General features: G+C 70.4%; 12 protein-coding genes. 8 read left to right on the plus strand and 4 right to left on the minus strand.

Annotation, left to right across the window (positions count from 1 at the left end; translation table 11 throughout):
- Window positions 1-1,383 (minus strand): acyl-CoA dehydrogenase family protein, encoded by a 1,383-nt coding sequence (locus PQB87_RS26900; protein ID WP_489242932.1) that lies wholly within the window; start codon window positions 1,381-1,383, stop codon window positions 1-3.
- A 313-nt stretch (window positions 1,384-1,696) separates the two neighbouring features.
- Between PQB87_RS26900 and PQB87_RS26905 the strand changes: the two genes are divergently transcribed.
- The 8 genes from PQB87_RS26905 to PQB87_RS26940 all read left to right on the plus strand — a co-directional run bounded on the left by PQB87_RS26905 (window position 1,697) and on the right by PQB87_RS26940 (window position 9,974).
- Entirely contained in the window at window positions 1,697-2,782 is a 1,086-nt protein-coding gene (locus PQB87_RS26905; protein WP_489242933.1) for an LLM class flavin-dependent oxidoreductase, read from the plus strand.
- Between the two features lie 22 nt (window positions 2,783-2,804).
- Window positions 2,805-3,644 carry a class II aldolase/adducin family protein gene (locus PQB87_RS26910; protein ID WP_489242934.1) on the plus strand — a complete coding sequence of 280 codons (840 nt, stop codon included), beginning with the start codon at window positions 2,805-2,807 and terminating at the stop codon, window positions 3,642-3,644.
- 32 nt (window positions 3,645-3,676) lie between these two features.
- Window positions 3,677-4,738 (plus strand): ABC transporter substrate-binding protein, encoded by a 1,062-nt coding sequence (locus PQB87_RS26915; protein WP_181523075.1) that lies wholly within the window; start codon window positions 3,677-3,679, stop codon window positions 4,736-4,738.
- A 223-nt stretch (window positions 4,739-4,961) separates the two neighbouring features.
- Window positions 4,962-5,975, plus strand: a complete 1,014-nt coding sequence (locus PQB87_RS26920; RefSeq protein ID WP_489242935.1) for an ABC transporter permease — start codon at window positions 4,962-4,964, stop codon at window positions 5,973-5,975.
- Window positions 5,969-6,784: an ABC transporter ATP-binding protein gene (locus tag PQB87_RS26925; RefSeq protein WP_301860266.1), complete on the plus strand. Its 816-nt coding sequence runs from the start codon at window positions 5,969-5,971 to the stop codon at window positions 6,782-6,784. The genes PQB87_RS26920 and PQB87_RS26925 overlap by 7 nt, the downstream gene beginning before the upstream one ends.
- A gap of 50 nt (window positions 6,785-6,834) precedes the next feature.
- Window positions 6,835-8,028 (plus strand): c-type cytochrome, encoded by a 1,194-nt coding sequence (locus tag PQB87_RS26930; protein WP_175828723.1) that lies wholly within the window; start codon window positions 6,835-6,837, stop codon window positions 8,026-8,028.
- Between the two features lie 37 nt (window positions 8,029-8,065).
- Window positions 8,066-9,019: an ABC transporter substrate-binding protein gene (locus tag PQB87_RS26935; protein ID WP_489242936.1), complete on the plus strand. Its 954-nt coding sequence runs from the start codon at window positions 8,066-8,068 to the stop codon at window positions 9,017-9,019.
- Between the two features lie 88 nt (window positions 9,020-9,107).
- A complete protein-coding gene (locus PQB87_RS26940) occupies window positions 9,108-9,974 on the plus strand; it encodes an MOSC domain-containing protein (protein WP_489242937.1) in 867 nt (288 codons plus the stop codon).
- Between the two features lie 135 nt (window positions 9,975-10,109).
- Here PQB87_RS26940 and PQB87_RS26945 read toward each other — a convergent pair whose 3' ends face one another.
- The 3 genes from PQB87_RS26945 to PQB87_RS26955 form a co-directional block, all read right to left on the minus strand.
- Window positions 10,110-11,528, minus strand: a complete 1,419-nt coding sequence (locus PQB87_RS26945) for a sensor histidine kinase (RefSeq protein ID WP_060315286.1) — start codon at window positions 11,526-11,528, stop codon at window positions 10,110-10,112.
- A gap of 79 nt (window positions 11,529-11,607) precedes the next feature.
- Window positions 11,608-12,288 carry a response regulator gene (locus PQB87_RS26950; protein ID WP_027791446.1) on the minus strand — a complete coding sequence of 227 codons (681 nt, stop codon included), beginning with the start codon at window positions 12,286-12,288 and terminating at the stop codon, window positions 11,608-11,610.
- A 35-nt stretch (window positions 12,289-12,323) separates the two neighbouring features.
- Window positions 12,324-13,658 (minus strand): multidrug effflux MFS transporter, encoded by a 1,335-nt coding sequence (locus PQB87_RS26955; protein WP_489242938.1) that lies wholly within the window; start codon window positions 13,656-13,658, stop codon window positions 12,324-12,326.
- Window positions 13,659-13,740 lie beyond the last annotated feature (82 nt).

Here is a 13,740-nt window from a genome sequence, read left to right on the forward strand (position 1 = left end):
TCACGCATCGCTGCGGCCGCGCTCGGTCCCGTCGACCGACGCCCCGCCCGTTTCCGTCTCGCCGCCCGCTTTGCCCTTCGCTGCGCCCTTCGTCTCGCCCTTCGTCTCACCCTTCGCTTCAACGCGGCTCGCCGCGTCGAGCACCGCACGCCCCGCCGCCACCGCGATCGCGTCATCCTGCGGCGTATGCACGCGGCTGCACAGCACGTCGCGATAGTGACGTTCGAGCGGATTGGCGCGGCTCAGCCCGTGATTGCCCGACAGCTTCAGCGCCTGCTCGACCGCATGGATCGCGTGCTCGGTCACGGTGCGCTTGACCAGCCCGCTCGTCGTGACCGACGGCGCATGACCCGCGTCGGTACGCCCGATGTGATCGTCGAGCAGCACGCGGTTCGCGTGCAGCCAGCCCTCGATTTCGCCGACCGCTTCCTGCACGCGCGGCAGCGTCGCGAGCGGTGCGCCCAACCCGCTCGGCGCACGCGTCGTCGCGAATTCGACCACCCAGTCGCGCGACGCGCGCGCCACCGCGTCGTACAGGCTGCCGAGCAGCGCGACCATCCACGCCTGCTGGTCGGCCTGCGCGTCGGCATCCGCGTGGGTCGCGGCCGACACGGCCCATGCGTCCGGTGCGCGCACGTCGACCGCGTGATCGGCCGGCAGCCGGACGTCGTCGAACACGACCTCGTGGCTGCCCGACGCACGCAGGCCGAGATGATTCCAGCTTTCGATCACGCGGATGCGATCGCCATCCGCATCGCGGTCGCGCGGCACGAGAAACACCCCGACCCGCGGCGCCGGTTCGTCGGTGCGCGCCCACACCGCCAGCCAGCGCAGCGCCGGAATCCCGGTGCTGTACAGCTTGTGGCCGGACAGCCGCCAGCCGTCGCCGTCGCGCCGGGCAACGGTTTCCGGCAGGCCGCCGCGCGACGGCGAGCCGAGCGCGGGCTCGACCCGCAGCGCGTTGATCAGCGCACCGTGCGTGACCGCGCTGTCGAACACCGCGCGCCGCACCTGTGCGGGCCAGCGGTTGTCGGCCCGGCCGAGCGCGCGATGTTGCAGATAGGTCATCGTCAGCACCAGCGCGGTGGCCGGATCGGCCCGCGCGACGGCCGCGACGATCCGGCTCGCCTGCGCGAGCGTCGCACCGGCACCGCCATGCTCGCGCGGCACGACCTGCGCGATCAGCCCCGCGCGATGCAGCCGCGCGAAGTTCTCGTGCGGAAAGCGGCCATCGACGTCGTTGCGCGCCGCGTCGGCGGCGAGTTCCGGCGCGAGGCGCTCGAGCAGCGCGGCGACGCGTGCGTCGTCGGCATCGTCGGTGGGCAGGAGGCGCAGCGCGGGCGGCTGCGGCGACGGCGAGGAAGCGGCAAGGCTGGCGGACATCGAAACGGATTCCCTGGGTAATACGGACAGGCGGCAAGCGCGACGGAGATCGGCAACCGCGGCAATCGATCGCCACGCGGCGCGGTATCCCATGAACCGGGCGATCCGCAACGCGTGCCCCCGGATTCGCCGGCGCCCGCGCGCCCGATCGTTCGTGAGCCCACAGCGTATGCGTAGCGCACACGCGTCCAAACCATGCAAATCTGATATTCAAATCGGGATTGATTATTTCCATTCCGCATGATCGCGGCGTTAACCTGCGCTCCATTCCTGCCCGGCCGCGTGCCGGGACATCCCCGCACCGGAGACCCAGATGAGCGTCGAATTCATCGGCATGATCCAGAGCCAGAAGCAGTCGGAAATCCACCCGCCGTCCGGCCCCGTGGTCGATCCCGGCTACGTGCGCGACTTTGCCCGCGCCCACGAGACGGCCGGCTTCGACCGGATCCTCGTGCCGCACCACTCGACCGGCCCGTCGGCGACGCTGACGATCGCGTTCGCGGCGGCCACGACCGAGCGCATCCACTTCATGCTCGCGCATCGCCCGGGCTTCACCGCGCCGACGCTCGCCGCGCGGCAGATCGCGACACTCGACCAGTTCAGCCGCGGCCGGCTCGCCGTGCACTTCATCTCCGGCGGCTCGGACAGCGAGCAGCAGCGCGACGGCGATTTCCTCGACCATGACGCGCGTTATGCGCGCACCGACGAATACCTCGGCATCCTGCGGCGAATCTGGACCGAAGCGCAGCCGTTCGATCACGACGGCGCGCATTACCGGTTCAAACAGGGGTTCTCGGAAGTGAAGCCGTTCCAGCAGCCGCATGTGCCGATCTATTTCGGCGGCGCATCGGAAGCCGCGCTCGCCGTGGCCGGCAAGCACGCGGACGTCTACGCGCTGTGGGGCGAATCGCTCGACCAGGTGCGCGACCTGACGACCCGGGTGCGCGCCGAAGCCGCGAAGCACGGCCGACAGGTGCGTTTCTCCGTGTCGTTCCGCCCGATCCTCGCCGCGACCGAGGACGAAGCGTGGGCGCGTGCGCATCGCATCCTCGACGAAACACGCCGGCTGCGCGAAGCGGCCGGCCTCGGCGCCGGCGGCCCGCAGCAAAGCGAAGGCGCGCGCCGCCTGCTGGCCGCGGCCGAACGCGGCTCGCGCGTCGACAAGCGGCTGTGGACCGAGATCGCCAGCCTCACCGGCGCGCGTTCGAATTCGACGGCACTGGTCGGCACACCCGAACAGGTCGCCGATGCGCTGCTCGACTACTACGACCTCGGCGTCACGACGTTCCTGATCCGCGGCTTCGATCCGCTGGAAGACGCGATCGACTACGGCCGCGAACTGATTCCGCGCGTGCGCAGCGCCGTCGCCGCACGCGACGCGGCGCGCCGCGCGGCCTGACGCAACCCGGGAGACCCTTACGATGTCCGCCGTTCCGTCCTCACTCGAACGCACCGCGTCGGGCCTTGCGCTCGACGCGTCGCCGCGCCAGCATTTCTGGTTCGATCCGCCCGCGCCGCGCATCGACGTCGCCGCCGAGCGCCGTCACCGTCAGGAACGGCTCGCGGCCGCGTTCCGCCTGTTCGCTCGCTTCGGCTTCGCACAGGGGCTCGCCGGCCACATCACCGCGCGCGACCCCGAACTGCCCGACCACTTCTGGGTGAATCCGCTCGGCGTGCATTTCTCGCAGATCAAGGTGTCCGACCTGCTGCTCGTCAACGCGCGCGGCGAAACCGCGATCGGCGCGCGGCCGCTGAACAAGGCCGCGTTCGCGATCCATGCGGCAATCCACGACGCGCATCCGCACATCGTCGCCGCCGCGCATACGCATTCGACATACGGCAAGGCGTGGTCGACGCTCGGCCGCCCGCTCGATCCGCTCACGCAGGACGCGTGCGTGTTCTATGAAGACCACGCGCTGTTCGACGACTTCACGGGGATGGTCGTCGACACGAGCGAAGGCGCACGGATCGCCGATGCGCTTGCGAAACCGGACGGCACCACGCACAAGGGCGCGATCCTGAAGAACCACGGAATCCTGACCGCCGGCCCGACGGTCGAGGCCGCCGCATGGTGGTACATCGCGCTCGACAACGCCGCGCACACGCAGTTGCTGGCCGAGGCGGCCGGCACGCCGCAACCGATCGATCACGCCACCGCGCGCCACACGCACGGCCAGATCGGCGGCCCCGAGGGCGCGCTGCATGCGTTCGACAGCCTGTTCGCGCGCGTCGTCGCCGACGAACCCGACCTGCTCGACTGAGCGCCTTCCCGCACGACCGGAGACCAGACCACATGACCCGCACCGCCGCACCCGCGCCCGCCAATGCGCGCCATACGCACGATACGCACGACACGCTCGACGACAAACGCCGCAAGCTGCTGCGCGCGGCCGGCGCCGCCGCGCTCGTCGCGCCTGCGATCACGCTTGGCCGCAAGGCCTGGTCCGCGCCGCCGCTGAAGAAGCTCACGTTCGCGTGGAACCAGAATGCGTTCTGCCTGACGCCGATCGTCGTCGCGCAGGAGCGCGGCTTCTTCGAGAAGAACGGCCTCAAGGTCGAACTGATCAACTACAGCGGCTCGACCGACCAGTTGCTCGAATCGATCGCGACCGGCAAGGCCGATGCGGCGGTCGGGATGATCCATCGCTGGCTGAAGCCGCTCGAAGCCGGTTTCGACGTGAAGATCATCGGCAGCTCGCACGGCGGCTGCGTGCGGCTGCTCGGCTCGAAGGCGGCCGGCGTCACGACGCTGCAGGCGCTGAAGGGCAAGACGGTCGGCGTCAGCGACCTGGCCGCACCCGGCAAGCATTTCTTCTCGATCCTGCTCGCGAAGAACGGGATCGATCCCGAGCGCGACATCACGTGGCGGCAGTATCCGGCCGACCTGCTCGGCGTCGCGGTCGACAAGGGCGAGATCCACGCGATCGCCGACGGCGACCCGAACCTTTACCTCCTCGAAAAGCGCAGCAACGGCGCGTACACGGAACTCGCCACGAACCTGTCAGGCGAATACGCACGCAAGGTGTGCTGCGTGATCGGCGCGCGCGGCGATCTCGTGCGCAACGACCGGCCGTCCGCCGCCGCACTCGCGCGCTCGATCGTGCAGGCCACCGAGTTCACGCACGACAACCCGAACGAAGCCGCGAAGGTGTTCGCGAAATATTCGCCGAAGATCAGCCCCGAGGACCTGCGCAAGCTGTACGCGACGCTCACCTACACGCACCACCCGACCAACGTCGACCTGCAGCAGGAAATCGCGTTCTATGCGGACGATTTCCGCCGTATCAGCGTGCTGAAGAAGAGCACCGACCCGCAGCGCTTCGCGCAGCAGGTCTATGCGAACGTGCTCGGGTGACGCGATGTCGACGATCGAACACGCCTCCACCGCGCGCACCGCACCGTCACCGGCCGGCGGCGCGCCTGCTTCCGGTGCTTCCGGTGCTTCCGGTGCTTCCGGTGCTTCCGGTGCTTCCGGTGCTTTCGGTGCTTCCGGTGCTTTCGGTGCTTCCGGTGCTTTCGGTGCTTCCGGTGCTTTCGGTGCTTCCGCTGCTTCCGCTGCTTCCGCTGCCTCCGCACGCGTGGCCTGCACGGTCTGTGAAGCGACGCTCGCGGCCGAAGCGCGCCGCGCGCGCACCTGGCCGACCGGCATCGCCGCCGCGCTCGCCTGGGCCGCGCTCGGCGCCGTCACGCAGCTTTGGCCGAACCGCATCGTCGGTTTCAGCGACTGGGCGTACACGGACACGTTCGGCACGGCCGCGTGGACGATCGCCGCGTTGCTGCTCGCCGCCGCGACGCTCGGTCATCTCGTCGCCGCGACGCGCACGCGGCTCACGCGCGTGCGCCCGGCCGGCCCGTGGCTCGTCGCGCTGCCGCTCGTGCTCGCCGCGTGGGAAATCGTCACCGCAAAAACCGGCTGGCTGCCGACGCCGTTCTTCGCGCCGCCGCAGGCACTGATCGAGGTCTACGTCGACGACTGGCCGCGCCTGCTCGGCAGCGCCGGCAACACGCTGAAGCTGCTCGCGCTCGGCTTTGCATACGGCGTCGCGGTCGGTTTCGCGGTCGGCGTGTCGATCGGCTGGTCGCGCCGGATCGGCTACTGGGTGCATCCGGTGCTGCGCGTGCTCGGCCCCGTGCCGGCCACCGCGCTGTTGCCGCTCACGTTCTACTTCTTTCCGTCGAGCTATTCCGCCGCCGCGTTCCTGATCGCGCTCGCCACCGGCTTCCCGGTCGCGGTGCTGACGTGGTCGGGCGTCGCGAGCGTCAACAAGCAGTATTACGACGTCGCGCGCACGCTCGGCGCGAACGCGCGCTTCCTCGTGCTGCGCGTCGCGATTCCGGCCGCGCTGCCGCACGTGTTCGTCGGCATCTTCATGGGGCTGAGCGCGTCGTTCACGGTGCTGGTCGTCGCCGAGATGATGGGCGTCAAGTCCGGGCTCGGCTGGTACCTGAGCTGGGCGCAGGGCTGGGCCTCGTACGTCAACATGTATGCGGCGCTGATCGTGATGGCGCTGCTGTTTTCCGGGCTGATCGCGCTGCTGTTCGCGGTGCGCGACCGCGTGCTCGCATGGCAGAAAGGAACCGTCAAATGGTGAGCGCCGCCGTACTCGAATCGTCCGCTTCCGCTTCGCCTGCCGTCACGGCGCCGCGCGGCGCGCGCATCGACATCCGCCGCGTGAGCCATGCGTTCGACGGCCCCGGCGGCCCGCTGCCCGTGCTCGACGACGTCACGCTGTCGGTCGCGGCCGGCGAATTCGTCGCGCTGCTCGGCCCGAGCGGCTGCGGGAAATCGACGCTGCTGCGCCTCGTCGCGGGCCTCGACGCCGCGCGGCAAGGCGGAATCGCGCAGGACGGCGTGCCGATCGAGCAACCCGATCCGTCGCGCATCGTCGTGTTCCAGGACCCGACGCTGTACCCGTGGCGGCGAGTGCGCGCGAACGTCGCGCTCGGCCTGGAGGCGCGCGGCGTGGCGCGCGCGTCGCAGCATCGCGTCGACGATGCGCTCGCGCGCGTCGGCCTGCAGGAATTCTCGAACGTGTTCCCGCATCAGCTGTCCGGCGGGATGGCGCAGCGGGTCGCACTGGCCCGCGCGCTCGTCAACGATCCGCGCCTGCTGATTCTCGACGAGCCGCTCGGCAAGCTCGATTCGCTCACCCGGCTCACGATGCAGGCCGAACTCACCGCACTGTGGCAACGCGACGGCTTCTCTGCGTTGCTCGTCACGCACGATGTCGAGGAAGCGCTGTTCCTCGCGCAGCGCGTGATCGTGTTCGGGCCGCGTCCCGCGCGGATCGTCGCCGAGTTGCGCGTCGACCTGCCCTATCCGCGTCATCGCGGCGACCCGCGCCTCGCCGAGCTGCGTCACGACGCGTTGCGGCATCTCGGGCTCGATGCGAGCTGGTAGATGCGCGGTACCGTTCGACGATGGGCCGCCGTGCGGCGGGAACGTAGCCGATGAATGCACCGACGTTCTCCGACTGGGCGCTGCTGTTTCTGCAAGGGCTGTATCGCGCGCAAGTCACGCTGTCGCGCGTGCTGCATGCGATCGGGCTGACGGGCGACGCCGACGGTCAGCCTGCCTGGCCGTGGGCCCGTCGCATCGCGCTCGAAACGCTGCGCATCGACGCCGGGCTCACGCGGCAACTCGCGTTCGCCGTCGCGGCGACGACGCTGGCCGCCGTGCTCGCGTGCATCGCGCTCGCGTTACGCAAGCGGCGTGTGGCGTCGGCGCTTGCGGTGCTTGCCGCGCTCGCCGTTGCGTGGTTCGCGCCGTGGCCGCCCGCTTCGCTGTGGCTTTCGCCCGCCGTGCCGACGAGTTTCCAGCGCGATCCCGCGCCGTTTTCGGTATCGAACGTGATGCGCGGCGCGCACTTGTATGCGCAACACTGCGTGGCGTGCCACGGCGTGGACGGACGCGGGGAAGGGCCGCTTGCGGCCACGCTCCCGCACTGGCCGCCGACCTTCGCCGGCGCCCTGCTCGCCCGCCGCCTCGACGGCGAACTGTTCTGGCGCGTGCGCCACGGGACACGCGACGAACACGATGCGCCGACGATGCCCGGCTTCGCCGCGACGCTCGGGCCCCGCGACACCTGGGCCGTGCTCGACTATCTGAAAGCGCTCGCTGCGGGCAGCGGCGCGCAGGCGGAAGGCGCGTGGCCCGTGCCCGTCCCGCTGCCGGCGCTCGACGTGCGCTGCGGCAGCGCCGCGCCCCAACCGCTCGATCGCTGGCGTGCAGGCCAGCGCGTGCGCATCGTCGCACTCGCGCCGGGCGCGACGCCCCCGCCGGAAGACGCGCGCTGGCAAACCTTGCTCGTCACGGCAAGCGGCACGCCCGTGGCGCAGACGGCCGGCACGACGCGAGCCGATTGCGTCGCGTCGACGCCCGATGCGTGGCTCGCCTTCGCGACGATCGCCGGCGTGGCGCCCGCCGCGCTCGGCGGCACGCAGCTCCTCGCCGATCGCCGCGGCTGGCTGCGGGCGCGCGCGTTGCCGGGCAGCGCGGGCTGGTCGGATGCCGACCTGCTGTGCCGCTCGGACGCCACGGCACGGCCGGCAGTACCGGCCGCGAACGGCGACGCACTGACCGCGCTGCTGCTGCGCGTCGACACGGAACCCGTGCGCGACGTACAGGCCGGACTCCCGCATTGATTGAATCCCTGACTTTCTCTTTCGACCGAACTTCACGATGAATCCGACCCGACGCCACTTCCTCGCGCAAGCGAGCGCCCTCGCCACGATCGCCGCGGCCCCGGCCGCCGTGCGCGCGCAATCGGGCACGCGGCCGCTGCTGCGCGCCGGCGACCAGAAAGGCGGGCTGCGCGCGCTGCTCGAAGCAGCCGGCGAACTGAACGGCCTGCCGTACGACATCGCGTGGACCGAGTTCCCGGCCGCCGCGCCGCTCGCCGAAGCGCTGAATGCGGCCGCCGTCGACTGCGGGCCGATCGGCGATGCGCCGGTGATCTTCGCGCTCGCGTCGGGCGCACGCATCAAGGTGATCGGCGCGAACCGCTCCGACCCGTACGGCACGGCGGTGCTCGTGCGGCCCGATGCCGCGCTGAAAGGGCCGGCCGACCTCAAAGGCAAGCGCATCGGCACCACGCGCGGCTCGATCGGGCATTTCGTCACGCTGAAGGCGCTCGACGCGGCCGGCCTGCCTCCCGACGCCGTCTCGTTCCGCTTCCTGCCGCCGGCCGATACGATGCTTGCGCTCGCAACCGGTTCGATCGATGCGTGGGCGACCTGGGAGCCCTATACCGCACTCGCGGAAACGAGCGGGCGCGCGCGCGTGCTCGTCAGCGGCCGCGGGCTGTGGTCGGGCCTCAGCTACATCGCGGCAACCGACGCGGCGATCGCGTCGAAGCGCGACGTGCTGCACGATTTCCTGCGGCGCGTCGTGCGCGCGCAGGCCTGGTCGTACCGGCATGCCGACGCGTATTCGGCGGCGCTCGCGCGCATCATCGGCATTCCGCCGGCGGCCGCGAAGCTGCAGTTCGAGCGCCGCAACACGCGCTGGTTGCCGATCGACGCGACGGTCATCGCCGAACAGCAGCGCACGGCCGACTTCTACCTGAAGGCGGGACTGCTGCGCCAGCCGCTCGACGTGCGTCCCACGTTCGACCCGGGCTTACCGCTCGCATGACCGGCCGCGCGACGCAGCGCAGCCGTCCGAACGGCTGCGGCGCTATCTGGCACAATCCCAGTCTCGCCATCCGCCTTCAGCCAGCGTCATGCCAGCCATCGCCGAACTCTTCGTCTATCCGATCAAATCCTGCGCCGGCATCGCGCTGTCGCGCGCGCAACTGCTCGAAACGGGCCTGGCGTACGACCGCCACTGGCTGATCACCGACTCCGCCGGACAGATGATCACGCAGCGCACGCACCCGCGCCTCGCGCTGATCCGCACCGCACTGAACAACGATGCGCTCGTGCTGAGCGCGCCGGGCATGCGCGAGATCCGCACGCCGCTCGACGGCGACGTAGCGTCCGCCACGCCGAAAATGGCCGCGACCGTGTGGCGCGACACCGTCGATGCGATCGACACGGGCGCCGACACGGCCGCCTGGCTCACCGAATTCCTCGGCACGCCCGCGAAGCTCGCGCGCTTCGCGCCCGACGCGCGCCGCGGCTGCAACCGCAAATGGACCGGCGAGATCGATACGCACACGCAGTTCGCGGACGGCTACCCGCTGCTCGTGATCGGCCAGTCGTCGCTCGACGACCTGAACGCGCGGCTCACCGCCAAAGGCGCACCGGCGATTCCGATGAACCGCTTCCGGCCGAACATCGTGGTGTCGGATCTCGACGCGTACGAAGAAGATTTCGTCGAGCATCTCGACACGGAAGGTGCGTCGCCCGTGCGGCTGCGGCTCGTGAAGCCGTGCACGCGCTGCCCGATGCCGACGATCGACCAGGTCACCGGCGCGCCCGATCCCGCGTGGCCGCACGAGCCGACCGACACGATGCAGACCTATCGCGCGAACCCGAACTTCGGCGGCGAGCTGACGTTCGGCATCAACGCGATCGTCGTCGAAGGCGCGGGCGGGTGGCTCGAAGTCGGCCAGTCACTGGAAGCGGAGATCGGGTTCGGCGATTGAGGCCCGTACACGGCACCGCTCACCCGATCACATCGCCTTCGTAGCCCGGAAGCCGCCCGAGCGGCTTCCTACTGCCTACTTCCCGCTTCCCGCTTACCCGTTACCGCTTCCGGCTACCCACATCACGACTCGCCATCACGCGGCATGCGCCCCCGCGTCGTTCGCCGCCGGCAACCGGATCGTCACGACCAGCCCCCCGCCGGCCGCATCGGCCAGCGTCACCGTGCCCTGATGCACGCGCGCGATCTCCCGCACGATCGACAGCCCAAGCCCCGTCCCTTCGACCGTCTGCGTCTTGCTGCCGCGATGGAAGCGCTCGAACACCGCGTCGCGCTCGTCCGCCGGCACGCCCGGCCCGTTGTCGATCACGTCGAGCCGCGCGTGCTCCCCGTCGCGCGACACGCGTACCGTAATCACCGCGCGATCGCCCGCATAACGGATCGCGTTGTCGATCAGGTTGCCGATCATCTCGCCGAGCAGGTCGGGCTGCCCGTGCACGTCGATGTCGGCCTCGTGCTCGAAACCGAGATCGATGTCGCGCGCGCGTGCGACCGGCGACCAGTCGAGCGTCACGCTGCGCGCGAGCCGGTGCAGCGCGACCGGCTGATGGGCAACAGCGTGGCCGCTGTCCGAATCGAGCCGCGACAGCGACAGCAGTTGCTGGACGATCTTCGCGGCCTGCCGCACCGCGCCGTTCGCGCGCCGCAGGTGCCCGTTCGCGCGCGGCTGCTCGTCGGGCCGCAGCGCGAGCTCGACGCCCGCCTGCACGGCCGCGAGCGGCGTCTTCAGCTGATGGGCCGCGTCCGCGAAGAAGCGGCGCCGCGCGACCTGCATCCGCTGCGTGCGGCCGATGTACTGGTTGATCGACTCGACGAGCGGCGCAAGTTCGCTCGGCATCGCGCCGGTATCGAGCGGCGTCGTGTCGTCCTCGCTGCGCGCGGCGACCGTCGCCGACAGCCGGTTCAGCGGCCGCAGCCCACGCCCGACGCCGAGCCACACGATGCCGAGCGCCAGCACGACCAGCAGCCCTTCCTGCAGCAGCGACCCCACCAGGATCTCGCGCGCGAGCGCCTGGCGCGCCTCGATCGTCTCGCCGACCATCACCCACACGATGCGCGATTGCGCGGTCGGCACGTCGTGCACCGGGATGCGCAGCGCGGCCATTCGCAACTGTTCGCCGCGATAGACGACGTCGTAGTAGCGCGTGACGAACAGCGCACCGTCGCCCGCGTCGCGCCCGTGCGGCAGCGGCAGGTCCGGGTAGCCGGTGACCGTGTGGCCGTTGTCCTCGCGGATCAGGTAGTAGATCTTGCCGCCGTCGCTCGATTCGAGCATTTCGAGCGCGAGATACGGCAGGTCGACCTCGATCTCGCCGTCATTGAGCCGCACGCCTTCGCGGATCGACTTCAGCGACGACGACAGCGTGCGGTCGAACGCGACGTGCGCGGCGTTCATCGCGCGCTGGTACGTGAGCCACGAGTCGAGCGCGAGCAGGCCGAGCAGCGGCAGCAGCAGCCACAGCGCGACCTGCGTGCGCAGGTTCGGGCGGGGCATCATGCGTTCCGCCGGGCCGCCGCAACGACGCCAGGCGCCGCGTCGGGGCGCAGCGCACCGCCGCGGACGGGCGGGAGGCTCATTCCGCCGCCTCCGCCCTCGCCTCCAGCAGATAACCGAGCCCGCGCAGCGTGACGATCGCGACACCCGTGTTCTCGAGCTTCTTGCGCAGCCGGTACACGTAGATCTCAATCGCATCGGCGTTGACCGATTCGTCGAGCCCGAAAATCTTCTCCGACAGCGTTTCCTTGTTGATCGCACGGCCGTTGCGCAGGATCAGCACCTCGAGCACCGAACGCTCGCGCGGCGTGAGCGACAGCGGCTCGCCCGCGAGATGGAAGCTGCGGTCGATACTGTCGTAGGAAAGCGGCCCGCATTCGACCCGCGAATGCTCGTGGCCGAGGCTGCGGCGGATCAGCGCGCGGGCGCGCGCCTCCAGCTCGGTCAGCTCGAACGGCTTCGCGAGATAGTCGTCGGCGCCGAGATCGAGCCCCTTCACGCGATCCTCGACCGACCCGTGCGCGGTCAGGATCAGCACCGGCACCGGATTGCGCCGCGCGCGCAGCCGCCGCAGCACTTCCAGCCCGTCGAGCTTCGGCAGCCCGAGATCGAGGATCACCAGCGCGTAATCCTGCGTGCGCAGCACGTGGTCGGCCGCCTCGCCGTCCGCCATGTGATCGACAGCGAAGCGCGCCGCGCTCAGCGCGTCGTTCAGCGACTGGGCGAGGTTCGGGTTGTCTTCGACGAGCAGCACACGCATGGGGATTCCGGGAAGGTCAGCGACAGGCCGCTACATTACATGATCCTTTCCGTCGCGACGCCTCGCGGAAACACCGGTTGCGCGGCCGGCGCGCCCGCGCGTCGGCCGGCCCGCCGACCGTCGCTGAACGCTCGGCGCTCGGCGGTCGCGCGGCCGCGCGGCGCGAAGCGCGAACCTTCACCTGCGCACCGCCGCTCGCGCAGGCCGACCACCACCGCCAGGAACGCGACGCTCGCCCCGGCCGTGACGACGATCATCGGCCGCGCGGTACCGTCCGACAGCCACGCCAGCACGCCGCCGCACGCGGCCGTGATCGCCATCTGGATAAAGAAGAACAGCCCGGACGCCGTCCCGGCGATCGTCGTGTACGGCTGCATCACCGCGAACTGGCAGGCCGGGATCGCGATCCCGACGGCGATCATCACGAAGAACATCGGGACGACGAGCGCCGCCACCGCTGTCGGCGCGACCGCTCCGCCGATCCACAACGCGGCGGCACCGGCCAGATTGACGCCCGCCGCCGCCGCGATGACCGAATCGGCCTTCCAGCGCGTGCCGGTCCGCGCGAACACGTGCGAGCCGATCAGGTAGCCGAGCACGGTCAGGCCGAAGATCGCGGCATACACCGGGCCGGACACGCCTCGCTGCCGCTGGAACAGCGTCGACGATTCCGCGATGAACGGGTAGTACGTGCAGTACGCGAAACTGATCGCGAGCGAGTAGCTCAGGAAACGGCGCTCGCGCAGCAGGCCCGCGTAGGTCCGCAGGAGCCCCGCGCCCGGCGCCGGCCGCGCGTCGCTTTCGCGGGTCTCCGGCAGGTAGCGCAGCACCATCGCCGCCGCGACCACCCCGCCCGCCGCCAGCGATCCGAACACGCCGCGCCATCCGAGCCACTCGGCCAGCGCGCTGCCGGCCAGCGGCGCAATCACGGGCGACAGCGCCATGCCGGCCGAGATCCGGCCCAGCATCGTCGCCTGCATCGCGGCCGGGAAGCGCTCGCGCACGATCACCCGCCCGACCACCGTGCCGCAGCAGCCGCCCAATGCCTGGAAGATGCGTGCGGCGACGATCGCCGCGATGCTGGTCGAGCACGCGCAGGCGACGCTCGCGACCACGTAGAGGCACAGGCCGCCGATCAGGACGGGGCGACGGCCGTAACGGTCGGACAACGGCCCCGACACCAGCATCGACAGCGCATAACCGACCATGTAGAGGGTCAGCGTGAGCTGCAGCTGGGCGTCGGTGCCGTGCAGCGTGTCCGCCATCGCCGGCAGCGACGGCAGGTACGCATCGATCGTGACGCGCGGCAGGCACACGACGAGCATCAACAGGAACAGCCAGCCCCACTGGGGTAATGAACGCGTTTTCATGCGGTGAGCCCGCCTCCGGTCGGATCGATGTGGTCGACTGAAATCTAAGGTCAAAGTGATATAAGCTGAAGGGCCATTAAAT

It is taken from the genome of Burkholderia sp. KL41 (assembly GCF_057005415.2).

What these genes read in the sequence shown, in the direction of transcription:
- PQB87_RS26900 (WP_489242932.1), bottom strand. Translation starts at nt 1,383, where the DNA reads ATGTCCGCCAGCCTTGCCGCTTCCTCGCCGTCGCCGCAGCCGCCCGCG.
- PQB87_RS26905 (WP_489242933.1), top strand. Translation starts at nt 1,697, where the DNA reads ATGAGCGTCGAATTCATCGGCATGATCCAGAGCCAGAAGCAGTCGGAA.
- PQB87_RS26910 (WP_489242934.1), top strand. Translation starts at nt 2,805, where the DNA reads ATGTCCGCCGTTCCGTCCTCACTCGAACGCACCGCGTCGGGCCTTGCG.
- PQB87_RS26915 (WP_181523075.1), top strand. Translation starts at nt 3,677, where the DNA reads ATGACCCGCACCGCCGCACCCGCGCCCGCCAATGCGCGCCATACGCAC.
- PQB87_RS26925 (WP_301860266.1), top strand. Translation starts at nt 5,969, where the DNA reads ATGGTGAGCGCCGCCGTACTCGAATCGTCCGCTTCCGCTTCGCCTGCC.
- PQB87_RS26930 (WP_175828723.1), top strand. Translation starts at nt 6,835, where the DNA reads ATGAATGCACCGACGTTCTCCGACTGGGCGCTGCTGTTTCTGCAAGGG.
- PQB87_RS26935 (WP_489242936.1), top strand. Translation starts at nt 8,066, where the DNA reads ATGAATCCGACCCGACGCCACTTCCTCGCGCAAGCGAGCGCCCTCGCC.
- PQB87_RS26940 (WP_489242937.1), top strand. Translation starts at nt 9,108, where the DNA reads ATGCCAGCCATCGCCGAACTCTTCGTCTATCCGATCAAATCCTGCGCC.
- PQB87_RS26945 (WP_060315286.1), bottom strand. Translation starts at nt 11,528, where the DNA reads ATGCCCCGCCCGAACCTGCGCACGCAGGTCGCGCTGTGGCTGCTGCTG.
- PQB87_RS26950 (WP_027791446.1), bottom strand. Translation starts at nt 12,288, where the DNA reads ATGCGTGTGCTGCTCGTCGAAGACAACCCGAACCTCGCCCAGTCGCTG.
- PQB87_RS26955 (WP_489242938.1), bottom strand. Translation starts at nt 13,658, where the DNA reads ATGAAAACGCGTTCATTACCCCAGTGGGGCTGGCTGTTCCTGTTGATG.